We start from the raw sequence: 25,021 nt of genomic DNA, 5'->3' as shown, positions 1-25,021 counted from the left end.
TCCTCCCAGTACCTTATGATCTTCTCATCATCTGACGATCCTATCAAACTCCTCCTGGCTGAGGATCGCAGGGGTGTACTCTCCCCCCCGCTCTTCCAGGGCTCTGACGAAGGTCCGAAGGTGCTTCTCCGACCCCACCATGAGACCTCCATAGACCGACATCAGATCGGGCTCGAGAGTCCCCTCGATCTCCATCGAGAGGTCGTGGACGGAGGCCTCCTCCACTTGGGCAGCTGCCCTGAGGGCTGCCTCGGGGCTGTCGGCTCCGGCGAGGAGGTCTTCATACATCCTCTGGAGGGCCTCGTCGGCGTAGACGCCGGGGTCCTCCTGCGGGGCGGGAATGCCGCGCCTATTCATGAGGGTCAGTATCGAGGCGATGTGGATCTTCTCGGAGCCGGCGACGTTTAAAAAGACAGGAAGTCTCGTCATCTTATAAAACTCCATGTAGAGGTCCCTTGCCATCCTCTCCTCCTCCAGGATGAACGCCATCCCATCGAGTTCCGCGACGGAGAGGGGGGCGATGGCGGACGGCCCCGCCGTCTCATCTCCGAGGCGTAGGATCCCTTCGGCCCGGGCGACGTCGTGGATCTCGTTTAAGTCTTCCGACCTTGAGATCGACCAGATTATAGGGAGATCCTCACCGGGGGTTATCGCCCTGTCGAATTCGTCGCCGGTGTCGAGCCTCCTCTTGAACTCTATCACCGTCACCCCATCCCTCTCCAGGCCGCCGAACTGGAGGATGTCGTCGGTTCCGCCGAGATCTACATCAGGGAAGTGGGGGCCGAAGAAGTCGATGATGTACTGGTCCTCGACGACCGCGTCCTTACCGTCGACGCGGCCGATGACGACGTCAGCGCCCTTCTTCCACTCCTGGGGATCAAAACCTACGGCCATCCAGCCCGTAGTCTCCCCCCGGAGGGCCATGTAGAGGTTTTCTTTGTCGGCCCTCCAGAAGACCTCCAGGTCTCCCCCCGGATAGCCGAGCCCCACGGGGCCTATGAGGAGGGCGTATCCGGAGTACTCGCCTTCGGCGATGATCCCGTCGGGGTTCCACGCCCCCGGCTCCGCCGGGACCTCTGCCTCCTCCACCGCCTCCGTGCCGGGCCCCTCTCTCTCCACGCACCCGGAGAGGATGAGGAGGGCGGTCAAGAGAATTAATGGCAATAGCTTCATTGTACCGGCATTTCGCATTAACGGTTTGAACGCTCATTAATTTTCCTGCTATCGATTTTTTGAGAATAGATATCAATCGACTCTGTATAGAGATCAAATAAGGCCAGCTTCATAAAGACTAAGAATATAATTATTAAATTTTTATAATATACTGAATTGTTAATATCGTGTTGACAAATTCTAGTAAAATTATTTTAAACAAAATTTAAGTTAAACGTTTGAATTTATGCACATTTTGGCAAGCAATAAATTCTTAATTTTGCATAGCCTTACTGCGGAATGCCGGATTGTAAACACCCATCATTATTTCATGATAGAACCCATATCAAGATGTCGATCTACATCTCTTTATTGATCGTTCTCCCCGAAAAGATGTTTAAATATCCTCTGATCTAAAAGAGAGGATATGGACTCCGAGGAGATCGCCGAAAAGTACCCGACGAAGGATCTGAGGCCGATAGCCGAGAAGTACGGAGTCAAAACCCTCTGCGCAAAGAAGATAGGTAACTATTCAGCTATACCGAATCGCCCGCATGATGCTGACTTTGATTATAACGGTATGCCGATCAACAACTTGCACCAAAATGAAAAACGATATCCAATGCCGAGGTTACTTGAAGTTAGCTTTCTGGAACTGGCCACACGAGATCTCTAAGAGCGGGTCTGATGATGCTGTTTGCGGTGGGCTGAATAGTTACGAAGATAGATCTGGTCGGTGCCCTCCCGCCGGAGGCGGTGGCGGAGCTGGAGGGACGGTGATGATGGGCCGAGGACTTATCTCATCCATATTTTTGCCGAGTTCACCTCCCCGCCCCGCTTCTCACGACGATCAGCTCTCTTGCAGCCTCCTTTCGGCCCACCCACCGGCGGCATCCGGGGCATAGCTCCATCCAGGAGACGGCACAGTTCTGGGCTCTGAGATCTTCTGGGATGCGTTCTCTGATGTACTTCACCTCCTCCTCGGTGGCGAAGGGGGTCTTGCACCTCCGGCACCGGATCATATTGAAGGCGAGATCGATCCCCTCCTCCAAAGGTCTCTCATCTGCCAAGGTAACGGATATCGCCCCTGTGGGGCATACCTCCGCCAGGGATTCAGCGACCTTCGCCTCGAACTCCTCGAAGACCCTCGGAAACCTCATCCATCGCTGAGGACCCTTCTCCGAGAGGGCGGGGGCGAGGGATATCTCGTCCCAGAGGCTGGAGCAGGCCCGACAGCCGATGCACCTCTCGACGTCGACGTCGAGGACCCTCCAGGGGCCGGCCTTCGCATCTTTCATATCCGTCCCCTCCCGATGGCCTCCGCGCAGGATTGAGCCATCCTTGCTGCAGCCCTCCTCCTCAGCCTCTTCGCTCCGTCCTCCCCGTCCCCCCAGATCAGCGCCTCCGTGGGGCAGGTGAGGACGCAGGCCGGGGCCTCCCTCTCGGAACATAGGTCGCACTTCTGGAGGGGCGCTGTCTCTCCGATATAAACGGCTCCGAAGGGGCAGGATATGGCGCACAGGCCACACCTGGTGCACTTTTCAGCCTCGAAGGAGACGGCGGCCTCCCCCTGGACGAGGGCTCCGGCTGGACATGCGAGGGCGCAGGGCGCGACATCGCACTGGTGGCAGAATAAGGGGACTGAGGCCCTCTCCTCCACCGCCCCCACCGATATCCTCGCCTCGCCGTGGACCCTCTCGCAGGCGACCTCACATGCGTGACAATAGATGCATCTATCGATATCGACGTAAACCTCCAACCTATCAGACCCCCTTCATCTTTCCTATCCTGCAGGCAGCGACTTTGAACTCCGGGATCCTCGCCTCCGGGTCGATGACGTCGCTGGTGAGCAGGTTCGTCTCGGGGAAGTGGAAGGGCATGAAGATGACCCCCTCCTCCTGCCGGGGGGTGACCCGAGCCCTGGCCCAGGCCTCGCCCCGCCGGGTCTCCACCTCCACCAGGTCTCCGTCGATGACGCTCCACCGGTCTGCATCCTGGGGGTTCACCTCCACGAAGAGCTCCGGAGACCTCTTCATCAGGGAGAAGCTCCGCCGGGTCATGGAGCCGGCGTTGTGATGGAGCGCCACCCTCCCGGTGGTGAGGAGGAGCGGGTAGTCGAGGCTCGTCTCCTCGGCGGGGGGCAGGTACTCCATCGGAACGATCCTGCCCCTCCCCTCGGGAGCGGAGAACCCTTCCTGGTGGAGGATGGGGGTTCCCGGATGCTCCGGGTGCGGACAGGGCCAGATCACCCCGCCCCGTTCCTCGGCCCTCTCTTTTGATATCCCAGCGTAGCTAGAAACGACCCTCCCGATCTCCGTCAGGACATCCTCGGGGCCGGCGTAATCGAAGTCGAGTCCCAGAAGGCTCGCGAGCTTCAGGATCGTCGATAGGTCGGACCTTGCCTCTCCGGGAGGATCGAAGGCCCTGGGGATCCACTGGACCCGCCGTTCCGAGCTGGTGAACGTCCCCTCCTTCTCCGCCCAGGCCGCCGCCGGGAGGACCAGGTCCGCCATCTCGGCGGTATCTGTCATGAAGATATCCTGGACGACCATGAAGTCGAGGTTCTCCAGCTCCCTTCTGCCCCTGGACGAGCTGGAGTCTGAGTTGACCAGGTCCTCGCCCATGATGTACAAAAAGCGCAGGTCCCCTGCCGCCGCCGCCACCGGCATCGCCTCGGCGGTCATCCCCATGCCTATCGGCAACGCGCTCGTACCCCAGGCCTCTTCGATGAACCGGATCGCTCCCGGGTCGTGGACGGATACAGAGCCGGGATAAAAGTCCGCGAGGACCCCCATGTCGCAGGCTCCCTGGACGTTGTTCTGACCCCGAAGGGGATATAGACCCGCCCCGGACCTCCCCAGCTGGCCGCATAGGAGGGCGAGGTCGGCGCAGGCGGATACGTTGTTTGTGCCATGAGAGTGCTGGGTGATCCCCATGGAGTAGACGATCGCCGATGACGGTGACTTGGCGTAGACCCTCGCCGCCTTGACGATCGCCTCCGGCGGAGCGTCGATGATCTCGGAGACCTTCTCCAGGGTATAACCCGACACCTTCTCGGCGAGCTCCTCAAATCCGGTGGTCCTCTCGGCGACGAACTTCCTATCCCATAGCTCCTCATCGATGATCACCTTCATCATACCGTTGAGGAGGGCGACGTCCGTCCCCAGCCTTATCTGGAGGTGGAGGTCGGCGAGCCACGTGGTGGGGGTGAGCCTAGGATCGGCGACGACGATCCTTCCGCCCCGGTCTTTCGTCCTCATCGCCCACCTTGCGACGATGGGATGGTTCTCAGCGAAGTTTGAGCCGATGACGAAGATGCAGTCGGAGTTGGCGAGGTCGGGGATGGGGTTTGTCATGCAGGCGGATCCGAAGGCCCTCTTCAGGGCAGGGATCGTCGGCGAGTGGCACCTCCTCGCGCAGCAGTCGACGTTCTTTGAGCCGAGGGTCCGGGCCATCTTCTGGAAGAGGTAGTTCTCCTCGTTTGTGGACTTGGCGGATCCGAGAAAGCCCAGGGCATCGGGACCGTGGCGTTTAATCGTCTCTTCGATCTTCCCGGCGACGATCGAAAGAGCCTCATCCCAGGTGATCCGCGACCAGCCGCCTTCGGTCTTTTTGAGAGGGTGGCGGAGCCGATCGGGATGGTTTATGACCTCCAGGGAGGCGTTCCCCTTGGCGCATAAAGATCCCTCGTTTGTGGGATGGTCGAGCATATACTCGATCTCTGGGCCGTCCTCTTTTAACTTAATGTAAAATCCGCATCCCAGGGCGCAGTAAGGGCAGACCGTGGGGACCAATTTTTCTTCAGCCATTTGGTTTTCTCCTCGATCTTCTCATAAAAAAGGCGGGGAGGGATACCCCTCACCGGCTCTCGCCTGCGGTCACCCCCTGGGCCAGCTTCAGAGCTGCAACGGCACGTTTCGACCCCGAGAACTCATCCACATCTTTGTACACCAGAGCCCCGGTGGGACAGGCGGAAACGCAGGCGGGAACCTCTCGGTCCGGGCACCAGTCGCATTTGATGGCGACCCTCTGATCCTTGTTTCTGCCGATGACCCCGTAGTTGCAGACGGAGGCGCAGGTCCAGCATCCTATGCAGGCCTCGAGATCGTGGGTCACCACCCTGACGATCTCGTCCTGGCTGAGGGCGCCGGTGGGACAGACAGAAACGCACGATGCGTCCTCGCAGTGATGGCACACCATGGGAACGGAGATGGCGCACTCGGGCACGAACTCGACGTAGATCCTCTTTTTAGGAAGCGGCTTTTCGGCCACGGCTCCAAAGAGGCTCTTGGAGCGTGAGTGCTCGACGGTGCAGGCTATCTCGCAGGAGCGACACCCCATACACCTTTCAGGCCTTATCAATATCTCTTTCATCTGATCTCAACTCCTGGACAAAAGGGGTATCGGACTTCAGCTCTTCAGCCCGAGACCCTTCCTCTTCTCCTGGATGTGATCGATCATCAGGTCCGCCGCCTTGAAGGGGTCCGGCTCCACGGCGAAGGTGGCGCCTACGACGCCTCCGACACCCTTCGTGAGGACATTGGTGACCTCAGAGCTTCCCAGGACCGGGGGGACCGTCCCCAGGACGGTGTACACCCCTGAGGCTACTACGTAGGCGCCGATGCTGACTGCCTTCTCGCTCATCCATTCTGGGGCGGCGCCTGCGGCCGGAAGGTCGCTGATGTCCACCCCCAGGTGGTTTGCGAGGGCCGCTGCCAGGACGAGGATCCGGCTGATGTCGACGCAGGAGCCCATGTGGAGGACCGGCGGGACTCCGAGAGACTCACAGACGGCCCGCAGGCCTGAGCCAGCCTCCTTCGCCGCCTCGGGCCTGAGGAGGCCAGCCTTGGCGCAAGCGATGGCGTTACAGCCTGTTGTGACCACGAGAACGTCATTTTTGATCAGCTCCCGGACCAGATTAACGTGGCCATAGTCGTGCTGGACCTTCGGATTGTTGCAGCCTACGACGGCGCCGACGCCCTTGACGGCCCCTGAGACGATGGCATCTATGAGGGGCTGGGGCGTTCCTCCCAGGGCTCCCAGGATCGCCTCGGCGCTGAATCCCACCATGCAAGCGCTCTTCTCCTTAGGTATGTTCACCCTGGCCCGGTCCCTGTTCGGGTAGTTCTCGACGGCGGTCTTGATGATCTCCCTGGCGGTCTCCAGGGCCTTCTCCTCGTGATACTCCATCCGGACCGCCCCGGGGAAGTCGGCCTTGGGGGATGTGGAGATGAACTTGGTGTGGTAGCAGCCGGAGAGGTTTCCCAGGGCCGGCATGATACACTGGACGTCCACCACCATCGCCTCGACGGCTCCGGTGATGACGGCGAGCTCCTGCTGGAGGAAATTTCCTGCCGTAGCAACCCCGTGGCGCATCAGAACCTCGTTTCCGGTGCAGCACATTCCAGCGACGCTGATACCCTTCGCTCCCATCTTCTTTGCGAGGGCGATCATATCGGGATCCTCGGCGGCGGCGACGATCATCTCCGAGAGGATAGGCTCGTGGCCGTGGACTATTATGTTCACCTCATCCTCCTTCAGGACGCCGAGGTTAGACTCCGAGACGACGGGGGTTGGGGTTCCGAAGAGGACGTCCTGGACGTCGGTGGCGATCATCGATCCCCCCCAGCCGTCGGAGATGCTCGTCCGAAGGCCGTGGAGGAGGATGTGGACAGGATCGTTGTCGACGCCGATGTGGGTTCTGTGCATGCACTCGACGATCTCCCGGTCGACTCCTCTGGGGTCGATCCCGGCGGCCTCCCATACCTTCTGCCTCTTGGCGGGGGCTCTCCTGGTGAACTGAATCGGACCCGTCTGCTTTCCAAACTCCGAGAGGAGTATGTTGGCGAGGTCGAAGGCCACCTCTTCAGGGCTGCGATCTTCAGTGGATATGTTGTACTCGGAGGCGAGGGCGTTGAGCTTCGCCTCGTCCTTTATCTGATAGCTTTGGGCCTTCCCCTCGGCCATCTTCTTGAAGGCCAAGACTGCGTCTCGAGCGTGGTCGGAGTGGGCTGCTGCTCCGGCGGCTATCATCCGGAGGAGATTTCTCGCCACGATGATGTCCGCGGTGGCGCCGCAGACTCCCTTATCAGCCCCCTCGCCGAAGGGGTCTATCCTGCACGGCCCCATATTGCAGTTTCTGCAGCAGACCCCCAGCTGGCCGAAGCCGCATTGGGGCTGCTGTTTTTCGAAACGGTCCCAGGCGGTCTCGATCCCAGCCCGGTCTGCCTCAAGGAGCATCGCCCGGGTGGCGGGATCGACGCTCTTTTCGTAGACGTTCTTCCCCATTTTCATGACCTCTCTCGCCTTTTGGAGATTTAAAGTGGTATGACAAACCCTATCCCTATCAACTATTTATCCTTGACGCATCTAATGTTATTTATAACGCAGCATATCTCTTTGATGTGATGTAAAAAGTGCCATTAGAAGATGTAAAATGTAACAGTTAGGTATATGAGTTTCGCTTTTTATGCATTGTTGATCCATTTTAAAGCTCCAATGCTCTCGCTCAAAAGAAGATGGCAGCTTAAAAATGTTACATGGAGGGATCGTGGTAGTTTTCGATGAGACCAGAGCTTCGGGCCAAATGACCCTTCTAAACCTCCTTCAATTGATGCCGGCAGAAGCTTAGAAACCGCCCGACCGACTTATATCAATTATTATACAGTTTTTGCTGGGATCCCTTCGATGGTGATGAGAATCGCCGGATGCGGGATGTAATTCATTCGAGAGCTGATGCAGTTCATCCAGAGATTGATTGTAGCTCATCAGGAGGCAGATGGTGGGAATCTCTCTTCTGAGGTTCTTTTGGCATATTGATGTAATATTTAATAATAAATCCTTATTTTATGCAAGATAATATCTATATATATCTCAATGTAAACAGTAATTCTCTCAATATTTCACATTGTGAAGAGAGAAATCTATATATGGAATTACCTCGTCACTTAATTCCGATGGCCCTGAACAAGGCGATATTACTCTGCATAAACGTCCGCTCTGGCTTGTAGTGCACTCTTTTTCCGCCGTTGTAGCTCTGCTCATACGCCCCGATCTTCGCATCTTCGGCCCACCCGGTCGTTTCGACTGATCGGTCATCCTCGACGTCTTGGGCATCGCTCTTTATTATATTACTTTCAAAATTCAAACTCGAAAATAGGAGGTGAAAAATATGAATCGCACCATTAAGCTCCTCATGATATCGGACGTCTTCGTCCTCACCGGCTTCGGCCTGATCCAGCCCATCCTGGCCATCTTCATAAACGAGGGGGTGGCAGGGGGGACTATCTTCACCGCAGGGGTGGCCAGCACCCTATTCCTGGTGACGAAGTCCCTGGTCCAGCTCCCCTTCTCCCGGTACATAGACGAGAACGGAAATAAGACGAGATGGCTGATAATAGGGACCGCCCTCATCGCCACAGTTCCGGTGATGTACATCTTCATCGACAACATATACCAGGTCTACCTGGCGGAGATCCTCTACGGAATCGGAAGCGGCCTCGCCTACCCCACCTGGGTCGCCCTCTGGACCATGAACCTGAAACCCGGAAAGGAGGGGTTCGAGTGGTCGGTCTATTCCACCTCTACGGGCCTTGGGACCGCCGCCACCGCCGCTGCCGGCGCCGCCATCGCGAGCATCGCAGGGTTCGTCGCCACCTTCATCCTCACGGGTTTTATGTGCCTGGTGGGCTGCGGCATCCTCCTGATGCTCGATCGGGAGAGCGCTGAGAAGAGGAGGATCGTAGTCCCGTCAAGGTGAAAGAAGAGGATACCCGGACTCGATCTTCCCGGTCGCGGACCGAAGTTGGGACCGCCCTCCCGATACTCTTCCTCTTCCCGATCCTCAGAAAGCGAGCCCCTTCCCCGATGGGTATTTAGCCCCGGGATCTTCTAGGCAATACCATGGCAGGAGATCTCTTGGACCGGTTCTGCGGCTGCCTCCTGGGCCTCGCCGTCGGCGACGCCCTGGGAATGCCCGTCGAGGGGCTGACGAGAGATGAGATCAGAGCGTCCGCCGGCGAGGTCCGGGAGATGTTAGCCCCCGCAGCCGACCACTTTCACTCTGGCCTCGCGCCCGGCCAGTACACCGACGATACCGAGCAGACCCTCATCCTCGCTGATTCGATCATCGATGCCGGGTTCTTCGACGTCGAGAGGTTCGCGGCAAAGCTCGCCGAATGGGGGCGGTGCTGGACCGCCGATCCAGGTCAGAACAGGGGCGTCGGATGGACGAGCATGACGGCGATAGGGGAACTATTGAGGGATCGGCCCTGGCGGGAGGCGGGCCTTGCGACCCCCACCTGCGGCTCTGCCATGAGGGCAGCCCCCATCGGCCTCGTCTACCACTGCAACCTCGACCTCGTCGCCAGGTATGCAGACCTCCAGAGCCTCCCCACCCACTCCGCTGCCGCCGCCCGGGCCGGGGCGGTAGCCGTCGCCGCCGGCGTCGCCCTCTCCCTCCTCGGCTTTGCCCCCGTCAAGGTCCTGGAGATGGCCGCCACCTTAACCGAACGGATCGACCGCGACTTCGCCCGCCGCCTCCTAGTCGTCGAAGAGCTCCTGGACCTCGATCCCGCGGAGGCGCTGGGGGAGATAGGGACGTCCCCCATGGTGAGCGAGACCGTACCCGCCGCCTTCTTCTGCCACCTCAAGCTCGAGCCTGAGGAGGCGCTGATAGCGGCGGCCTCCAATGGGGGGGACACAGACTCCATCGCCTCCATCGCCGGGGCCCTGGCGGGGGCTTCCCGGGGGTCGGGCTGGATCCCGGAGAGGTGGCTATTCCATCTTGAAGATAGGGAGAGGATCGAGAGAGTGGCGAGAGATCTGGCAGCCGTGGCTTCGAGGATCTGTCCTGGGATCTGATGGGAAGATCCTCAGCCATAGACCTTGTGGCAGACCAGATGCCAGCGTGTCGTTTTTATGCCAGCCGGTATTCGTCTTCTGCCATGATTAAGGTTGGAATAGTAGGCGGGTCCGGCTATACCGGCGGAGAGCTCCTCCGCCTATTGAGCCTCCACCCCGGAGCCGAGGCGGTCTGCATCACCTCCAGAAAGCTGGAGGGTAGGCCCGTAGGGGACGTTCACACTCACCTGCGGGGGATCTACTCCCTCAAGTTCGAATCGCCTTCTCCGGCCGAGGTCGCCGAGAGGTGCGACGTAGTCTTCACCGCCGTCCCCCACGGGACGGCGATGGACTGGGTGCCGGGACTCCTCGACGAGGGGACAAAGGTCGTCGACCTCTCCGCCGACTACAGGCTGCCCCTGGAGGTCTTCGAGAAGACCTACGGGATGAAGCACAGGGCCTTTCGGGAGGGGGTCTTCGGGATGCCGGAGCTCCACCCGGAGGTGAGGGGCGCGGAGTTCGTCGCCAACCCCGGCTGCTATCCCACGGGGGCGAGCCTCGCGGTGGCCCCCCTCGTCGGAGCCGGGTTTGCCGAGAGGGTCGTCTTCGACTCCAAGTCCGGGATCTCCGGGGCTGGGATCGCCCCCTCAGAGACGAGCCACTACCCTAACATGGCGGAGAACGTCATCGCCTACAAGCTTTCGACCCACCGCCACAGGGTGGAGATAGACCAGGAGCTGGGCCGCCTATCCCCTGAAATCAAAGTGAGCTTCACCCCCCACGTCGTCCCCGCGGTCCGAGGGATCTTCACCACCGCCCACCTCCTGGTGAAGGAAGAGCTCGTCGGCGACATCCCCGATAAGTCCGAGATCGAGAGGATATACCGGGATTTCTACCGGGACTCGCCTTTCATCAGGCTGGTACCGGGGGTACCCTCCCTGGGGGCGGTCCGGGGATCGAACTTCTGCGACATAGGATTTGAGGTGGACGGGTACGGCGACCGGATCGTCGTCGTTTCGGCGATAGACAACCTGGTGAAGGGAGCCTCCGGCCAGGCTATCCAGAATATGAACCTGATGACGGGGATCGCGGAGACCGAAGGTCTCTGGTTCCCCGGCGGTGCCCCCTGATGAGAAGATGAGGCGGAGGGCGAGAGGCTGAAAGGGTAAATAAAAAGAGAGGTGAGGTGGTATATGATGCAGGTCAGGGATGTAATGAACGAAGAGCCGGTCGCCGTCCAGGCGACGGCCGCCGTCAGCGACGCCGTAAGGCTTCTCAAGGAGAACGAGATCAGCGGGATGCCGGTTCTTGAAGGGGAACGGCTGGTGGGGGTCGTCTCCGAGTCCGACCTCCTCAAGATGCTCTCCGCCGAGAGGGAGGGGGGGCTTTGGCTCCCAAGCCCCCTTGAGATCCTGGAGATTCCCATCCGGGACCTGATCCGGTGGGAGAGGCTCCAGGCCGCCGCCGAGGAGGCGGGTACGACGAGGGTATCCGAGGTTATGACAAAGAAGGTATTCACCGTCGGACCTGAGGACTCCATCCAGCGGGCGGCCTCGATGATGGTCCGCCACCGGATCAACCGCCTCCCGGTCCTGGAGGGGGAGAGGCTCGTGGGTATCGTGACGAGGGGGGATATCATAGCGGGGCTGGGGATGGAGGCGTCGGAAGTTGAAGAGAATTGAAGGGGGGATATGCGCCGTCGGTGGAGTCAGGGCCGCCGGGGCCAAGCGGGGCAAGTACGGCGTCGCCCTCATCGCCGCTTCAGGTACTGCGGCCGGGGTCTTCACCAAGAACAGGATCAGGGCAGCTCCCCTGGACGTCACCGCCAAGAATCTCGCCGTCTCGGAGGGTCGGCTTGAGGGGGTGATCGCCAACAGCGGCTGCGCCAACGCCTATACCGGGACAACGGGGATCGAAGACGCCCGGTGGATGGCGGGCCTCCTGGCAGACCACCTGGGGGTCGGGGCCGAGGAGATCGGCGTCGCCTCCACGGGGGTGATAGGGCGGCATCTCGATAGGGACGTCATCGCCGGGCTCTTCGACGAGGCTAAGGGGAGGCTCCGTTCCGACCCCGAGGCGAGCGCAGAGGCGGCGCGGGCGATCATGACCACGGACACGAGGGTCAAAGAGATCGCCGTCGAGCACCGGGGCTTCAGGGTGGCGGGGATCACCAAGGGCGCCGGGATGATCGAGCCGAATATGGCGACGATGCTCGCCTTCCTCTACACCGACGCCAGAATCTCGCCGGAGGCGCTCAGAGAGACCCTCCTGGCGGCGGCGGACGAGAGCTTCAACATGCTGATCGTCGACGGAGATACCAGCACCAACGACCTGGTCCTGGTGACGGCGACGGGGAAGGTCGAAGCCGATATAGACGACTTCCGAGAGGCCCTCAATTATGTCTGTGTGGAGCTGGCGAAGATGATGGCCAAAGACGGCGAGGGGGCGACGAAGCTGGTGGAGATGGAGGTCACTGGAGCTCGGAACCGAGAAGACGCCCGTCTAGCAGCCAAGACGGTCATGAGGAGCAGCCTCGTCAAGACCGCCATCTTCGGGTGCGATCCCAACTGGGGCAGGATCGTGGCAGCGGCGGGAAGGTCCGGGGCGGAGCTGGACCCGGAGAAGATCACCCTCTCGATCTCCGCCGCCGGCAGGGATGAAGAGGTATTCCTCGTCAGGGACGGCAAGATCGTCGACGGCATCCTGGCGACGGCGGAGGAGGCGATGAGGGCCCAGGAGCTTCTGATCACCCTCGATCTGGGCCTTGGGGATGGGAGGGCCCGGGCCTTCGGCTGCGATCTCTCTTACGACTACGTCAAGATCAACGCGGATTATACAACCTGAGGACGAGGAGGGCGAAAACATTGCTTTTGAGAGGAGAGCGGCTCGGCGAGATCTCCGGGGATGTCCTGGAGTTCATATCATCGAGGGAGGCGGACCAGTGGATCTTCGAGGCGGACCTCCTGGTGGACAGGGCCCACCTGGTGATGCTGAAGGAGCGGGACCTGATATCCAAGGACGAGTTTACAGAGATCGTGGAGGCGCTAGATGGGATCGATCTCGACCGCCTCGGCGAGGGCGAAGACGTCCACGAGGCGATCGAGGCGGAGCTGATAGCGAGGGTGGGAGCCGTCGGCGGCCGGATGCACACCGGCAGATCGAGGAACGACGAGGTGGCGACCTGCATCCGGATCGTCCTCAGGGAAGAGGTCCTATCCCTCATGGCCGAGGGGAACGCCCTCTGCAAAGCACTAGTCGAGAGGGCGGCCGAGAACGCCGATTCTATAATTCCAGGGTTCACCCACCTGCAGCACGCCCAGCCCACGACCCTCGCCCACCACCTCCTCGCCCACGCCGACGCTCTTTTGCGGGACTTCGAGAGGCTCCGGGACTCCTACCCGCGGATCAACAGGAGCCCTCTCGGCGCCGCAGCCTTCGCCTCCACCGGCTTTGATATCGACCGAAAGAGGACCGCCGAGCTCCTCGGCTTCGACGGGCTCGTCGAGAACAGCATGGACGCGGTATCGACGAGGGACTCTCTCCTGGAGGCGTTATCCGCTTCCGCCATCCTGATGGTGAACGCAAGCCGCCTCGCCGAGGAGTTGATCCTCTGGTCTACGTCGGAGTTCGGCTACGTCGAGCTCGACGACCTCTTCACCTCGACGAGCTCCATCATGCCCCAGAAGAAGAACCCCGACACCGCAGAGCTCGTCCGGGGGAAGACCGGTACGGTCTTTGGGTCCCTCGTAGCCGCCCTGGCCATCAATAAGGCGCTGCCCATGAGCTACAACCGGGACATGCAGGAGGCGACGCCGAACCTCTGGCGGGGGATCGCCGCCACCAGGGGCGCCGTGCGGATCATGGCCGGGGCCGTCTCGTCGGCGAAGTTCAGGACCGACAGGCTGGAGGCCGCCTCCGGCGCGGGCTTCTCGACGGCGACGGAGCTCGCCGACTCCCTCGTCCGGAAGACAAAGATCCCCTTCCGGACCGCCCACCAGATCGTGGGGGCTTTGGCCGCGAAGGGCGAGAGCCCGACGATAGAAGACCTGGACGCGGCGGCCGAGAGGATCGCTGGTTTCAGGCCGAGCGAGAGGGGTTTCGGCAAAGAAGAGCTCGCGGCGGCCCTGGACCCGAGGAAGAACGTGGCGGCAAGGTCGAGGACCGGGGGGCCAGCGCCGGCGGAGACGGGGAGGATGGCCTCCGACCGGCTTCAGAAAATAGAGGAAAATGAGCGGCTCGTCGCAGAGTTGAAAGGAAGGGTCGACCGGGCCATCGCCGCCCTGCGGGAGATGAGGTGACGGTATCGATCTGACGGCATCGATCCGGGCGCTTTCAAGGTTGATGATATGACGACGGCTTCGAGGGGACCGGAAACGTCGGGGTACGCACCAGGCAGCCCTTCGGCGGCGGCGCCAGCACCACCGGAGGACGGCATCGTCGCCTTTCTCAAGGGGGGTGGCTGGAGGCGGCGGCTCGGCTTCGGCCTGGTCGTCCTATCCTGTCTACTATACGGCTGCCTCCTCTTCGTCCCATCGGCGCCCCTATCCTCCGCAGGAAAGGTCGCCCTCTCGTCCCTTCTGGTGATATCCGGGGAGGCTTCTTTTTGGATCGGCGGCTTCATCCTCGGCCGCGACGTCGTCGCACGGTGGCGGGGTGCCCTCGATCCGCTGAGGTGGATTAGGGGGAGGGCGTGAGGGTGATGGAAGCTGCACTGAGGTTTTTTTTGGAGATTCTCGCGCCGCTGGGCCGATTGCCACTGAATAGATCCCAACGGCTCAGGCCCGGTTCTTTACGACACTGCCCCTCTTAGATGCATTGAGGAAGGTCATCCTCCGTCGTATCCTTCGGCATTCCATTTTCGGATCCAAACATAACCTGTCGACATACTTAGTCCACAAATATCACTTGCTTTCTCATAGCTAATGCCGTGATTGGCCATAGCATTGAGAAATATCAATCTGGGCCTGATACGCCCATCAGTCTCTGCACGAAGCTTTTCCGGTAGCTCCTCAGTATTTTGTATACTTACAATATCTCCCTTCATAAGATCTATTTTGTCTGTTCTATTATATCAATTTAGTCGTAAGACTATAAACTACTCGTGCTTCAAGAGATGTTCGGTCTCTCGGACCCACAGTTAGAGCTTCAAGTAGCGGATAGAATTTCTTTTCGGGTCTTCTTGGGGACGACTGAGGTTATTCCTGATTATACTACAGTTTGGCTGTTTCGCAAGAGATTGGAAGAAACCGGCAAGTGCGACGACATCTGGTACGAGTTCACCAATCAACTCCGAGCTAAAGGCTACGATGTGAGGAAAGGTGTGATCCAAGATGCTTCGTTCATAACATCAGATCCGGGTCATGCGAAGAAAGATGTCCCTCGTGGAGATGAAGCCAAGACAAGGAGAAGCAAGGACGGTACTTGGGCGACAAAGGGCAAGAAATCCAATTTCGGTTACAAGGCCCATGTCAAAGTCGACGCCGAACAGCAGTTCATCTGGGCAGTTAAGACTACCACCGCATCCCTCCATGATAGCCAGGTAGATTTGGCAGAAGTAGGAGAAGTCCGATATGGTGACAAAGCCTATTCCGGAGCCAAAACCAAAGGATATGACGCATCGATGAAGAGGGCAGCCAGAGGACATCCACTCGGCATTTCCGATATCTTGCGAAACGAGAGAATCAGTAAGAAGCGATCTCCGGTTGAGAGATGTTTCAGTGTCATAAAGACTGTATTCAGGTCGGGTCATATCATGGTTACGACAGTAGAAAAAGCAACTGTAAAAGTGATGTTCAAAGCTATTGGTTATAATTTATATAATCTTCACGGTCTTGTCAACAAAGAGGTGGTTTAGCGTTAGCTGTCGAAAAATCCTGAAAAGTATTAAGATTAGAGGACAGAACAGAAAAAATTGGTCGTAATTTGGAGGGAAAACCGACATAAGGAACGTTCAGATCGAAAATGTTGAGGTAAAGTACTTCACAGAACGCCAATTGCAGGATAATCGAAGTCCTCAAATATCAATCTGGGCCTGATACGCCCATCAGTCTCTGCACGAAGCTTTTCCGGTAGCTCCTCAGCATTTTGTATACTTACAATATCTCCCTTCATAAGATCTATTTTGTCTGTTCTATTATATCAATTTAGTCGTAAGACTATAATTCAATAAAAACTCCCTACTCCTCGAGGTGGATTCGGGGGTTTACATATCTCATCGCCACCCCTTCTCCAACCCCTGGAGCATAGAATTCCGCGCAGGTTTTAACTACCTACAGCCCACTATTATCGCTATAAATCGCTAAAATAAGGTGGAGGCGTCTAGCTTGAGAGAGTTCGCAAAGCCCAGGGTCGTCGTCAGCAGATGCATCGAGTTCGACCACTGCCGGTATAACGGTCAGATGATCGCCAGCGACTTCGTCGCGAGCCTCGCCCCTTACGTCGAGTTCCTGCCGGTCTGCCCCGAGGTGGAGATCGGCCTCGGCGTCCCCCGAGATTCGGTCCGGCTCGTCTCTTCGACCTCAAAGAGAGGAGAAGGTGGAAAGGGAGGTGAGGGGGTAGGAGGAGATGGTGGAAAGGGAGCAAGAGGAGAATGTGAAGAGGGTGAAGGAGGAGATGGTGGAAGTGGAAAGGTTGGATTGGCAAAGATCAGCCTCATCCAGCCGACTACGGGCCGGGACGTCACAGCCGATATGACCTCCTTCGCCACGGGTTATCTCGACTCCGTCGGCGACGTCGACGGCTTCATCCTCAAGGCGAGCTCCCCCTCCTGCGGGATCAAGAATACGAAGGTCTATCCCACCGCCGGAAAGTCGGCGGCCCTATCGAGGAGCGAAAGCGGCCTCTTCGGCGCTGCCGTCATGGCCCGATATCCCGATCTCGCCGTGGAGGACGAGGGGAGGCTTAGAAACCCCCGGATAAAAGAGCACTTCCTCTCAAAGCTCTTCGCCCTGGCTCGGTTTCGGGAGGTGAAGAGGTCGGGGTCGATGAGGGAGCTGGTCGGCTTCCAGACGGAGAACAAGATGCTCCTTCTGGCCTACCACCAGGCGGAGACGAGGGCTCTGGGTAAGATCGCCGCAAACCACGACCATCGTCCCTTCCCCGAGGTCGCAGCCTCATACGAGCTCCATCTGAAGAGGGCGTTCTGCAGGCCCCGGAGGTACACTTCCAACATAAACGTCCTGATGCACATATTGGGCCACTTTTCAGACCGGATTTCGGCGGGGGAGCGAGAACTGTTCCTTGATAACGTCCAGAGGTACCGGGACGGGAAGATCACCATCTGCCCCAACACCACCATCCTCAAGTCCTGGATCGCGCGGTTCGATGACGACTATCTATCGAGCCAGACCTTCTTTGAGCCATACCCCCAGGACCTGGTGGAGGTGGACCCCATCGTCTCCCATCGGGGCAGAGACCTCTGGAGATAAAATAGACCCTGAAAGAGAGGGCAGGGAGGGCAGGGCGGAAGAGGGGGGCGGACCTTCAGGCCTCCGCCATCCTCTGGGCCTTATCCTTCTCCGTCACTAGGACGTTCTCGTTCAAGATCTGGATCGCCGAGTCGTCCTCCCACCAGGCGAGCCTTTTCATGCCCAGTCCATCTATGGCCTCGTATACGTCCATGAACTCCCGGTCGTACCTGGCGTACGCCGGGTCGAGGGGAACCATCGACCTGCCACCTACCGCGGAGAAGGAGGGGTCGACCTCGATCACCTCCCCCTTCTGGTTCTTTACGAGGAGCCAGAGGTGATCGTTCCCCGTCTCGTCGAAATCATCGGCGTAGGCGAAGGTGACGTCAAAGCCGTGGCTCTTGAAGTACCACTCGTAAAAGGCGGCCCTCTCGAAGACCGATAGGTCTGCAGCATATCCCTTGATGGAGCTGCTGTACCTTATGACGTCGTCGGGGTTGTGGACGTCGGCGGGCTTCAGCTCCAGATAGTAGGGGTCGGGTACGCCCCTGGACATATCGCCTCCGAGGATGCCGTCCCTCGCGCCGTCCAGGAGGATGTAAGCCCCCACCAGAGCGAGAGCGACCACGACGACGATCTGCCATCTCGCCATATCTCAGCCCTCCTGTAAAGTCCTCTTGGGATCGCCACCAGCTCCAAAGCCCCTTTCGGCTAGAGCCCTTCTCACTTCCTCCTCCACGATCTTTCGGACCTCATCCTCGTCGACCTTTCGGCCGGTCTGCTGGATCTGTTGAGGATGGGATTCCCGGATAGACCTCTCGAAGATGTTCCTCTCTTCTAGGAAGAACGGCCTCTCGCCGTTCTCGATCTTGAGGAGGGCATCTTCAAACCGCTTTCGGATACCATCCTCCCCGTAGAAGTAATCCTCGATCGCTTTTTTCGTCAGCTCCGGCATACCTTGCGAGACGAGATTTGTTTCGGGGTCGTCCATGTACCTGAGCGCCATCCTGATGACCCTGTGGAGACGGTGCTCAAGGGTTCCCTTCACCTCGCATCCTCTCTCCTCGCCGTAGGGGTTTCGGAGGAGGATCAGGATCTCGTTGGCATGGTTCTCCCCCAGCTTCCTCCAGGGCTCGATCCGACCTGCTGGAATCCCTGAATGCCTGGCGACCGCGGAGACGATCCCCTTCTGGTCGACAAACCCTCGAGTGAAGACATAAGCCCTATCGGCCTTTCCCGGATCGCACCCAAAGAGCCTCCCCTCCGTCAGGGCTCTTTTTGCCAGATCATCTTCAGGATCCTTTTTCCTCTTCTCCCGCCAGCAGCACGGAACCAGGATGGGGGGTCGGTCCAGTCCTTCTATGAACTTCTCCCGCATCGCAAGGGAAGGGGGGTCCTCCCCAGGATAGTGGCGACCGGCGACGAAAGGCCTCATGGCCTGGTGGATGAAATCGTCGATGGCGGAGTAGTCCTGGCCGAACTTCTCCACCATGATCTGGTTGTCGACTAGGACGATCCCGTCCACTCCGACCCCGACCTTCTTGGTCATGAGGTCGTAAAGAGAGATCGTCGCTCCCATGGCCCTCTTAGGCTCCTTCGCCCTCTGCTGAGGGTCCGTCCCCTCTTCGGTGAGAACCCCCAGGACGAAGACGGGATAGGCGGGCCTCTCTCCCCGGATGTACCTGGTGATCGGGTTGACGAAACCCGTCCCCGTCCCTCCGCCGAGAGAGACTATGAAGAGGATACCGTCGCACATCTCCGACCCGCTGTTCCCCTTGAGGGCAGCGAGGGTCGTATAGCCCCTTATCTTATCCCATGCTCCCCTCAGGATGGGGTTTTCCGAGTCGTACTCACTGAGGGCGGCCCTCTTTACTTCTCCATCACTCCCAAAGATCTCGAAGACGGCCTTGAGAAACTCGGCCTGCCTCATGAACCCCTGTTTTTTGACGTCGTACCCATAACGGTCGACGATAAGCTTAGAGGTCTTCGATTCTGTCCCGATGACGTCATGGGGTATGAAAAAGCCGGGATAGCATCCATTATCCAGGGAGCCGAAGAATTTCTGGTTCTGGGTCTCCTGGACGTCGGCCTCAAGCCAGAGCCCCTTCACCCCACCAAAGGATACGTGCTCCCCCAGAGACCTGTTGAGGAGGGCGACGTCTTGGTTTTGGAGGAACCGCTCCGCCAGATGCCCACCACAGCCTCCGATTCCGACGATGCATAATCTCATCTCATCCCTCCGAGGGCATCGGCGTATACTGGCCAAAGGAGCGCCGCCTCCGAGGCGAAGAGGGCGAGGAAGGCAAACGACCTCGATAAAAGATCGGTCTCGGGATATATCGTCCCCTGCTGGACGGAGAGGAAGATGGAGACGGCGAGGAGGGGCACCGCGAACATTATGGCGACCTTCGTGCCTCTGGAGATCTCGTAATAGCCGTAAACCTTCCCCGGGACGAAGGCGGCAGCCACCAGGCTAAAAAGGAGAACCAGAAGGCCGAAGGCACCAAAACCCAGGGGGCCTGAAGCTAGAGCTGAAACCTGGAAGTAGTTATGCCGGGGGAATATCTCCGGCGTCAGGAAGTAGAAGTAGGCGAAGGCGGCAAAGAGGAGCATCCAGGCCGCCACGGCGGCAGCGTTGAAGTTCGAACCCTGCCGGGTGAACATCTCTTTCATGATCTCCTCTTTGAGTTTGTCTTTGGAGATCTTCCCGCCGTTGTCGTTGGCCCCTCCGTTATCAACCACCCTCGCCTTGGATGTGGCCGCTACCCTCCGGTAAGTCCTCTCAATATTAAGCCTGTGGAGCGCTGCGCCTCCTGCCAACAGCAGAAGGAATAGCCCTACGCCGAAGATGCCGTTCAAAAAGAGGCTGGTCATCGGTAAAACCTCCTCTCTATCATGATCCCGCCGATGAGCGCCGCCAGCAGAACGGCTAGGATATTTGCGACCGTCACCGCCGAGTATATCGGGTATTTGACGATCTTCGGGTTGATCGCGCCTCCCGAGATCGCCCCCGTCTCCTCCCTGGAGTTTTGGTCCGTCGCTGAATACCTGAAATGATAGCTGAAGCTCTGGCCCGCGTCGGATACGTCGAAGGGCGCCAGATCAAAGAGGACGTCCTGGACCTCCTCCGATGCGTTGATGACCACTGTATCCTGGCGCCTGTTCGGATGAGACGGAGTGCTGGTATACAGATCGATCCGAAGGTTATTCACCTCCGGGTTCTTCACCTTGAGGCTGAACCTGTAGTTCTGCCACCAGTGCCGGTTCTCGTCGGCGGGGGAAGCGTCCGGGTCCGAGACGAATATCTTGGGGCTTGGAAGGAGGCAAGGTCCTGAATGGATCGCCGTCCTGTTGGAGTTGAGGCCGTCGCCGAAGGTGTAGAAGTAAGTGAAGTTCTTCCCCGCTTCCCCCTCCCCGAAGAAGCCGTACTCGCTGGCGATGAAGCTGACGTTAGTTCCAGACCTCACGATCTGGGTCCCGTTCCACAGCTCCTTCTCCTGGTCGTCTAAGATGTGGAGGGTAACGCTGATGGCATCCCCGTCGGTGTCGACGAACCGGGCTTCGTACCGGATGGGATCGTTGTACCTGGCCCTGAATGGGTTGACCCTTATGCTATCTTCGTCCACCTTTGGGGGGCTGTTGACCAGGTCCAGCCGGAGGACGCTGTAATAGTCATCCTGCTGGTAGGGCTTGGCGTACATGGCGTCTGTATAGTAGGTGTTGTGCATGTCGTTGAACCATATCCGGAAGGTGGCATTCCCCACCTCTTTGGAGTCGACGAAGGGGGTGATAGAAGACCAGTCCCTGGTGGTGGCGTTGGTCTTTTCGGAGTACTCGTTGGCGAGGATCACCCTCTGAGATCCTATCCTGGTGAACTCCTCTTCTCCGGGGCCCTTCGCCTCCAGCCAGAGGTAAACGTCCGAACGGACCTCTATGGGGTTGTCGTTCTTCACCCAGGCGTAGATATCCATCTTGTCGTTTCTTGTGATCTCGCCCTTACCCAGTGGGTACCAAATGAGGACCGTGGGAGGGGCGTACTCCTTGGGCGGGACGAAGGGTATGTGAAGGAGCTTTTTGAGGTACTCGAACTTGGTCGGATCATCCTGCTTCCACTTCTCCATGTTTCCTACCATGCTGTCCAGGTCCAGCTGTACTACCCTCCTCCCTCCGCTGGAGCTGCTGGACTCCCCGCCACTGCTCCCTCCCGAGGAGGATGGTGTGGATTTGGGCGGCGATGGGCTCACCCCCTGGGCCTGGGCCGCCAGGGGGAGGAGGAGCAGAATTATGATGATGCATGCTGCGAGTCTCTTCATATCAAACCCCGATAGGCGTGAAGTCTACCTCCAGATAGTATGGGTAACCCCTCCACTCCAGCCTCTTCCATTCCGCGGCATCAGAGGCGTAGACCTTCGGATCGTTTGCCAGGGTCCATGCCGTCCGGTCCATGGTGGTGACGAGATCGAAGGATAAACTGCTCAAAGATGAGCGGACCTCAACGCCGTAGGTGTAGACGTACTCGCCCCGGACGTTGTCGTAGGTCACGTTCCAGGTCTTGTTTCTGAAGTTTGCCACCATATTGGGGCCCGAGTATCCCTCCTCGCCGTCCAGGAACCTGGTCCCAGAGAGGAACCTGAACCTGGACTCCCCGAGGAACGGCTCGGCGAAGGGGAGCTGATCTATCGTGAAGTTCGTGGAGATCTCCGTGGCGTTCAGGCTTTGAGGTCTGCCCGCCTCGATCCAGGCCTTTCGGACGGGATCGTAAACCTCCAGCTTCACCACCAGGGGCTCTGTCCTCTCTGGAGCGTCCATCTCCATGGTGTAGACGAATGGTGATCTGATCAATCTCTCCCCAGGCTGGTGGAAGGCGGCGTCCCAGGAGCCGAGAGATCCGTTGATGGGCGACGCCATCCCTCTGATCGACTCCTTGAAGAGATTTGGTCCCTGGTAAATCGATGGGGGTGAAGCCACCCTGATGAACCTGTAGCTGACGTTCCCGGCGGCGTCACCGTCGAAGGAGACGTCCCTCCAGCTGATCCGAGGGTCTCCGTTGTAGGTGGCGATCCCCTGAGATCTCCAGATTGACGATCCCGGCTCACTGGTCTGAAGCTCGATGTCGCAGACCGGAAGGGCGGTTTCTACGTCCACAGAGTAGGTGTACCGGGAGACGGTCGATCCCCTCTCGGGAGAGACGGAGACGTTCTCATACCTTATCAAGACGATCTCGGGACCGAGATACACCTTCCCCTCCTCCTCCCGACTGGTGGCCAGGGGGCTCTCAGAACCGGGGTAGTAGAAGCTGAAGTAGTATGAAGAAGTCCCCACCGAGCCTATCGTCTCGCTGGGCATGGCACCGGTCCACTCCAACCTCTGCCATCGGTTGGCGTCGGTGTACCTCTTCTTCTCGACGAGCCTGAAGATGTTCTGATCTATGTCCCAGATGTTGAGGCCCACGTCCAGGTTCTTTGATCCGTTGAAGTCCAGAGAGTAGGTGAAGGGCGAACCTGAAAATCCGTCGACGGGATCGACGCTGGCGTTACCATATTCGTAATCTATCGGCCAGAAGGGTCCTTCGAAGGCCTCCGTCTGCTTCCTTCCGGAAAACCTATAGTGGGCACGTATGAAATCGAACTCCAGGGATACCTCGTCCCACCTCAAAGTCTGCCAGGCGCCCACGTTGGTGTAGTTTTGGCCCCCCAGATCTTCCCACGGGCCGATCAATTCTGGGGCGACCTGGAGAGAGACGGAGTCCTCGGCGCTGGAGAAGAGGTCGATCCTATAGCTGTAGAGGGTATCGTCCGTCCCCATCTTGGGAGAGACCTCGGGGTTCCTGTATAAGGTGATCGGGTTGATGAGAGGGGGCTGGCCGTCGTACCCATCCAAGGTCACCGGATCTCCGACGAGGGGGGTGATGATGACCCTGTACCAGCTCTTCTCCCAGGTGCCGGTCTCGTTATCGTCGGAGGCCCATCTTCCAAAACTTCCACGGCTCAACTCCGGCGCCCTGAAGTTGACGTCGAAGTTGACGTCTTGGGAGGAGCGGGCTGTGAGGCTGATGTCAGTGGTGTATTTTTTGGATGCTGAATAATCGGTGTAGTCGGGCCCCACCTCCAGCTCCAGAGAGTAGCGCATGGGGCTGCTCATGCTGTTGGTGAGGTGGACCTTATAGACGATGGGCTGATTTACGTTGAATGGCGTCTTGTCGGTGCCAACCTGCAGAAAACTGATAGAGGCCTCCAGCTGGCCCAGAGCTGGCCCGAGGGCGATGACGGCAACGATGAAGAACGCCGCCGCCCTCGTCGTCCATTTTAAAGATCTCAAGCTTCTACAAACCCCCTAGATTTATGATAGCCCGACGACCGGAGATGACTTTTGAAATTGTATCTGATCCAAATAAGAGATTTCTCTATTAAATGTTAACGGATGGACTTTTTGAGGGGCTCTTTGCCAGGAGGAAAAAAAGGTGGCGAGGGCTTCACCCGTCGATCGCCCTGCTCGCCGCCCCGACCCCTGCGCCCAGGGAGGATATCACGCCCTCCTTAGCCAGGACCAGCTCCAGGGTCTGGATCGTCCTGAGGACGTCGGCCTCGGTGCAGGCGCCCATGGTCCCTATCCTGAAGATCTTACCTTTCAGGGCCGACTGGCCCCCCGATACGACGACGCCGCGCTTCCTCATCCCTCCTCGAAGCTGGCCGTCGGTTACCCCTTCAGGCATCTTCATGGCGGTGACGGTATTGGAGTAGGTGGAGTGCTCGTTCACCTGGGGGAAGAGCTCGATATTCAGGGCCAATGCCGCCTCTCTCACCCCCTTCGCGAGGCCGGCCATCCGAGCCCGCCTCTCAGGGAACCCCTCTTCTGCTGCCATGGTGAGAGCCTCCTGGAGGGCGTAGAAGAGGGAGACCGCCGGGGTGTAAGGCGTCTGGTTCTTCCTCGACTTATTGAGGTGGGCCTTGAGGTCGGTGTAGTAGCCTCCTTTCCCGTCCTCCAGCATCTCCTCGGCCCTCTTGCTGACGGTCACCATGGAAAGCCCCGGCGGGACCGCGAGGCATTTCTGAGATCCGGTGATGGCGATGTCGATCCCCCACTCGTCGGTGAGAAACTCGTTTCCGCCGATGGAAGATATCCCGTCGACGATGAATATGGCATCGTATCTTCTCGCCAGCTTCCCCACCTCTTTGGCCGGGTTGACGATCCCGACGGAGGTCTCGTTGTGGACGATGGAGATGGCCTTCGCTCCATCTTCGAGGGCAGCCTCTATCCGGTCCAGATCGAAGGGCGTGCCCCAGGGGAACTCCAGGAGGACGGCGGTTCCGTACCGGTCGCCGAGCTCGGTGAATCTCTCGCCGAACTTCCCGTTGGTGACGGTAATGATCTTATCCTCTTTGCCGATGATCCCGCCGACGGCCGCCTCCATGCCGGCGGTACCGCTGCCGCTGAGGACGACGGCGTCGTTCTTCGTCTCGAAGAGCTCTTTGAGCCTCGACCTGCAGTCTTCGTAGATCGTCTCAAAGTCGGCGCTCCTGTGGCTGATCATAGGCTTCGACATGGCCCGGAGGACCCTCTGGGGCACCTTGACCGGTCCAGGGATCATGAGCAGCGTATCCTCGATATCCAAATATTATCCC

General features: G+C 58.9%; 24 protein-coding genes and 1 pseudogene. 10 read left to right on the top strand and 15 right to left on the bottom strand.

What is annotated here, in order from left to right:
- Window positions 1–27: 27 nt before the first annotated feature.
- Window positions 28–1,173 carry a DUF2202 domain-containing protein gene (locus P0O24_RS04095; RefSeq protein WP_316968465.1) on the bottom strand — a complete coding sequence of 382 codons (1,146 nt, stop codon included), beginning with the start codon at window positions 1,171–1,173 and terminating at the stop codon, window positions 28–30.
- A gap of 406 nt (window positions 1,174–1,579) precedes the next feature.
- Here P0O24_RS04095 and P0O24_RS04090 point away from each other — a divergent pair, with 406 nt between their 5' ends.
- The gene (locus tag P0O24_RS04090; protein ID WP_316968464.1) at window positions 1,580–1,828 is read left to right on the top strand and encodes a hypothetical protein; all 249 of its coding nucleotides are present in this window, start codon (window positions 1,580–1,582) and stop codon (window positions 1,826–1,828) included.
- Window positions 1,829–1,973: 145 nt separating this feature from the next.
- Here the strand turns inward: P0O24_RS04090 and P0O24_RS04085 are convergent, their stop codons facing one another.
- The 6 genes from P0O24_RS04085 to P0O24_RS04060 form a co-directional block, all read right to left on the bottom strand.
- On the bottom strand, window positions 1,974–2,450 hold the full coding sequence (locus P0O24_RS04085; RefSeq protein ID WP_316968463.1) for a hypothetical protein: 477 nt from the start codon (window positions 2,448–2,450) through the stop codon (window positions 1,974–1,976).
- Window positions 2,447–2,911 (bottom strand): 4Fe-4S dicluster domain-containing protein, encoded by a 465-nt coding sequence (locus P0O24_RS04080; RefSeq protein WP_316968462.1) that lies wholly within the window; start codon window positions 2,909–2,911, stop codon window positions 2,447–2,449. The genes P0O24_RS04085 and P0O24_RS04080 overlap by 4 nt, the downstream gene beginning before the upstream one ends.
- Window positions 2,912–2,915: 4 nt before the next feature.
- A complete protein-coding gene (fdhF, locus tag P0O24_RS04075; protein ID WP_316968461.1) occupies window positions 2,916–4,961 on the bottom strand; it encodes a formate dehydrogenase subunit alpha in 2,046 nt (681 codons plus the stop codon).
- 49 nt (window positions 4,962–5,010) lie between these two features.
- Complete coding sequence (locus P0O24_RS04070; RefSeq protein ID WP_316968460.1) at window positions 5,011–5,526, bottom strand: 4Fe-4S dicluster domain-containing protein; 516 nt, start codon at window positions 5,524–5,526, stop codon at window positions 5,011–5,013.
- A gap of 36 nt (window positions 5,527–5,562) precedes the next feature.
- Window positions 5,563–7,440 (bottom strand): anaerobic carbon-monoxide dehydrogenase catalytic subunit, encoded by a 1,878-nt coding sequence (gene cooS, locus P0O24_RS04065; RefSeq protein WP_394356686.1) that lies wholly within the window; start codon window positions 7,438–7,440, stop codon window positions 5,563–5,565.
- Between the two features lie 655 nt (window positions 7,441–8,095).
- On the bottom strand, window positions 8,096–8,299 hold the full coding sequence (locus P0O24_RS04060; protein WP_316968458.1) for a hypothetical protein: 204 nt from the start codon (window positions 8,297–8,299) through the stop codon (window positions 8,096–8,098).
- Between the two features lie 24 nt (window positions 8,300–8,323).
- On the opposite strand from P0O24_RS04060, the gene P0O24_RS04055 reads away from it, so the two are divergent.
- The 7 genes from P0O24_RS04055 to P0O24_RS04025 all read left to right on the top strand — a co-directional run bounded on the left by P0O24_RS04055 (window position 8,324) and on the right by P0O24_RS04025 (window position 14,687).
- Window positions 8,324–8,911 carry an MFS transporter gene (locus tag P0O24_RS04055; protein ID WP_316968457.1) on the top strand — a complete coding sequence of 196 codons (588 nt, stop codon included), beginning with the start codon at window positions 8,324–8,326 and terminating at the stop codon, window positions 8,909–8,911.
- A gap of 143 nt (window positions 8,912–9,054) precedes the next feature.
- Window positions 9,055–10,014, top strand: a complete 960-nt coding sequence (locus tag P0O24_RS04050; protein ID WP_316968456.1) for an ADP-ribosylglycohydrolase family protein — start codon at window positions 9,055–9,057, stop codon at window positions 10,012–10,014.
- Between the two features lie 83 nt (window positions 10,015–10,097).
- Window positions 10,098–11,123 (top strand): N-acetyl-gamma-glutamyl-phosphate reductase, encoded by a 1,026-nt coding sequence (gene argC, locus P0O24_RS04045; RefSeq protein WP_316968455.1) that lies wholly within the window; start codon window positions 10,098–10,100, stop codon window positions 11,121–11,123.
- 66 nt (window positions 11,124–11,189) lie between these two features.
- Entirely contained in the window at window positions 11,190–11,675 is a 486-nt protein-coding gene (locus P0O24_RS04040) for a CBS domain-containing protein (protein WP_394356685.1), read from the top strand.
- The gene (gene argJ / locus P0O24_RS04035; protein WP_316968453.1) at window positions 11,662–12,837 is read left to right on the top strand and encodes a bifunctional ornithine acetyltransferase/N-acetylglutamate synthase; all 1,176 of its coding nucleotides are present in this window, start codon (window positions 11,662–11,664) and stop codon (window positions 12,835–12,837) included. Before P0O24_RS04040 ends, argJ begins: the two co-directional genes overlap by 14 nt.
- Before the next feature lie 20 nt (window positions 12,838–12,857).
- Window positions 12,858–14,291, top strand: a complete 1,434-nt coding sequence (gene argH, locus P0O24_RS04030) for an argininosuccinate lyase (protein ID WP_316968452.1) — start codon at window positions 12,858–12,860, stop codon at window positions 14,289–14,291.
- Window positions 14,292–14,339: 48 nt separating this feature from the next.
- On the top strand, window positions 14,340–14,687 hold the full coding sequence (locus tag P0O24_RS04025) for a transporter suffix domain-containing protein (protein WP_316968451.1): 348 nt from the start codon (window positions 14,340–14,342) through the stop codon (window positions 14,685–14,687).
- A gap of 131 nt (window positions 14,688–14,818) precedes the next feature.
- On the opposite strand, the gene P0O24_RS04020 is transcribed toward P0O24_RS04025, so the two are convergent.
- Window positions 14,819–15,037: a helix-turn-helix domain-containing protein gene (locus P0O24_RS04020; protein ID WP_316968450.1), complete on the bottom strand. Its 219-nt coding sequence runs from the start codon at window positions 15,035–15,037 to the stop codon at window positions 14,819–14,821.
- Window positions 15,038–15,085: 48 nt separating this feature from the next.
- On the opposite strand from P0O24_RS04020, the pseudogene P0O24_RS04015 reads away from it, so the two are divergent.
- Window positions 15,086–15,847 (top strand): annotated as a pseudogene (locus tag P0O24_RS04015) (IS5 family transposase); the annotation flags it as partial.
- Between the two features lie 125 nt (window positions 15,848–15,972).
- On the opposite strand, the gene P0O24_RS04010 reads toward P0O24_RS04015, so the two are convergent.
- Entirely contained in the window at window positions 15,973–16,104 is a 132-nt protein-coding gene (locus P0O24_RS04010; protein WP_316968449.1) for a hypothetical protein, read from the bottom strand.
- A gap of 212 nt (window positions 16,105–16,316) precedes the next feature.
- On the opposite strand from P0O24_RS04010, the gene P0O24_RS04005 reads away from it, so the two are divergent.
- Window positions 16,317–17,420 (top strand): YbgA family protein, encoded by a 1,104-nt coding sequence (locus P0O24_RS04005; protein ID WP_316968448.1) that lies wholly within the window; start codon window positions 16,317–16,319, stop codon window positions 17,418–17,420.
- 55 nt (window positions 17,421–17,475) lie between these two features.
- Here P0O24_RS04005 and P0O24_RS04000 read toward each other — a convergent pair whose 3' ends face one another.
- The 6 genes from P0O24_RS04000 to P0O24_RS03975 form a co-directional block, all read right to left on the bottom strand.
- A complete protein-coding gene (locus P0O24_RS04000; RefSeq protein ID WP_316968447.1) occupies window positions 17,476–18,051 on the bottom strand; it encodes a hypothetical protein in 576 nt (191 codons plus the stop codon).
- Between the two features lie 3 nt (window positions 18,052–18,054).
- The gene (locus P0O24_RS03995) at window positions 18,055–19,629 is read right to left on the bottom strand and encodes an FtsZ/tubulin family protein (RefSeq protein ID WP_316968446.1); all 1,575 of its coding nucleotides are present in this window, start codon (window positions 19,627–19,629) and stop codon (window positions 18,055–18,057) included.
- Complete coding sequence (locus P0O24_RS03990) at window positions 19,626–20,273, bottom strand: hypothetical protein (protein ID WP_316968445.1); 648 nt, start codon at window positions 20,271–20,273, stop codon at window positions 19,626–19,628. Before P0O24_RS03990 ends, P0O24_RS03995 begins: the two co-directional genes overlap by 4 nt.
- The gene (locus P0O24_RS03985; RefSeq protein WP_316968444.1) at window positions 20,270–21,712 is read right to left on the bottom strand and encodes a hypothetical protein; all 1,443 of its coding nucleotides are present in this window, start codon (window positions 21,710–21,712) and stop codon (window positions 20,270–20,272) included. The genes P0O24_RS03990 and P0O24_RS03985 overlap by 4 nt, the downstream gene beginning before the upstream one ends.
- A 1-nt stretch (window position 21,713) precedes the next feature.
- Entirely contained in the window at window positions 21,714–23,717 is a 2,004-nt protein-coding gene (locus tag P0O24_RS03980) for a hypothetical protein (protein WP_316968443.1), read from the bottom strand.
- Window positions 23,718–23,871: 154 nt separating this feature from the next.
- Entirely contained in the window at window positions 23,872–25,011 is a 1,140-nt protein-coding gene (locus P0O24_RS03975; protein WP_316968442.1) for a pyridoxal-phosphate-dependent aminotransferase family protein, read from the bottom strand.
- Window positions 25,012–25,021: the final 10 nt, after the last annotated feature.

It is taken from the genome of Candidatus Methanocrinis alkalitolerans (assembly GCF_029167205.1).
GTDB lineage: Archaea > Halobacteriota > Methanosarcinia > Methanotrichales > Methanotrichaceae > Methanocrinis > Methanocrinis alkalitolerans.
This window is presented reverse-complemented; position numbering and strand designations above follow the sequence as displayed.

Excerpts from the sequence above, each read along its gene's own strand:
- P0O24_RS04000 (WP_316968447.1), bottom strand. The coding sequence starts at position 18,051 with ATGGCGAGATGGCAGATCGTCGTCGTGGTCGCTCTCGCTCTGGTGGGG.
- P0O24_RS04050 (WP_316968456.1), top strand. The coding sequence starts at position 9,055 with ATGGCAGGAGATCTCTTGGACCGGTTCTGCGGCTGCCTCCTGGGCCTC.
- P0O24_RS03990 (WP_316968445.1), bottom strand. The coding sequence starts at position 20,273 with ATGACCAGCCTCTTTTTGAACGGCATCTTCGGCGTAGGGCTATTCCTT.
- P0O24_RS04090 (WP_316968464.1), top strand. The coding sequence starts at position 1,580 with ATGGACTCCGAGGAGATCGCCGAAAAGTACCCGACGAAGGATCTGAGG.
- P0O24_RS04085 (WP_316968463.1), bottom strand. The coding sequence starts at position 2,450 with ATGAAAGATGCGAAGGCCGGCCCCTGGAGGGTCCTCGACGTCGACGTC.
- P0O24_RS04095 (WP_316968465.1), bottom strand. The coding sequence starts at position 1,173 with ATGAAGCTATTGCCATTAATTCTCTTGACCGCCCTCCTCATCCTCTCC.
- fdhF (WP_316968461.1), bottom strand. The coding sequence starts at position 4,961 with ATGGCTGAAGAAAAATTGGTCCCCACGGTCTGCCCTTACTGCGCCCTG.
- P0O24_RS04010 (WP_316968449.1), bottom strand. The coding sequence starts at position 16,104 with ATGAAGGGAGATATTGTAAGTATACAAAATGCTGAGGAGCTACCGGAA.
- P0O24_RS04040 (WP_394356685.1), top strand. The coding sequence starts at position 11,190 with ATGCAGGTCAGGGATGTAATGAACGAAGAGCCGGTCGCCGTCCAGGCG.
- P0O24_RS04055 (WP_316968457.1), top strand. The coding sequence starts at position 8,324 with ATGAATCGCACCATTAAGCTCCTCATGATATCGGACGTCTTCGTCCTC.
- P0O24_RS03995 (WP_316968446.1), bottom strand. The coding sequence starts at position 19,629 with ATGAGATTATGCATCGTCGGAATCGGAGGCTGTGGTGGGCATCTGGCG.
- P0O24_RS04025 (WP_316968451.1), top strand. The coding sequence starts at position 14,340 with ATGACGACGGCTTCGAGGGGACCGGAAACGTCGGGGTACGCACCAGGC.
- P0O24_RS04070 (WP_316968460.1), bottom strand. The coding sequence starts at position 5,526 with ATGAAAGAGATATTGATAAGGCCTGAAAGGTGTATGGGGTGTCGCTCC.
- argC (WP_316968455.1), top strand. The coding sequence starts at position 10,098 with ATGATTAAGGTTGGAATAGTAGGCGGGTCCGGCTATACCGGCGGAGAG.
- P0O24_RS03985 (WP_316968444.1), bottom strand. The coding sequence starts at position 21,712 with ATGAAGAGACTCGCAGCATGCATCATCATAATTCTGCTCCTCCTCCCC.
- P0O24_RS04020 (WP_316968450.1), bottom strand. The coding sequence starts at position 15,037 with ATGAAGGGAGATATTGTAAGTATACAAAATACTGAGGAGCTACCGGAA.
- cooS (WP_394356686.1), bottom strand. The coding sequence starts at position 7,440 with ATGGGGAAGAACGTCTACGAAAAGAGCGTCGATCCCGCCACCCGGGCG.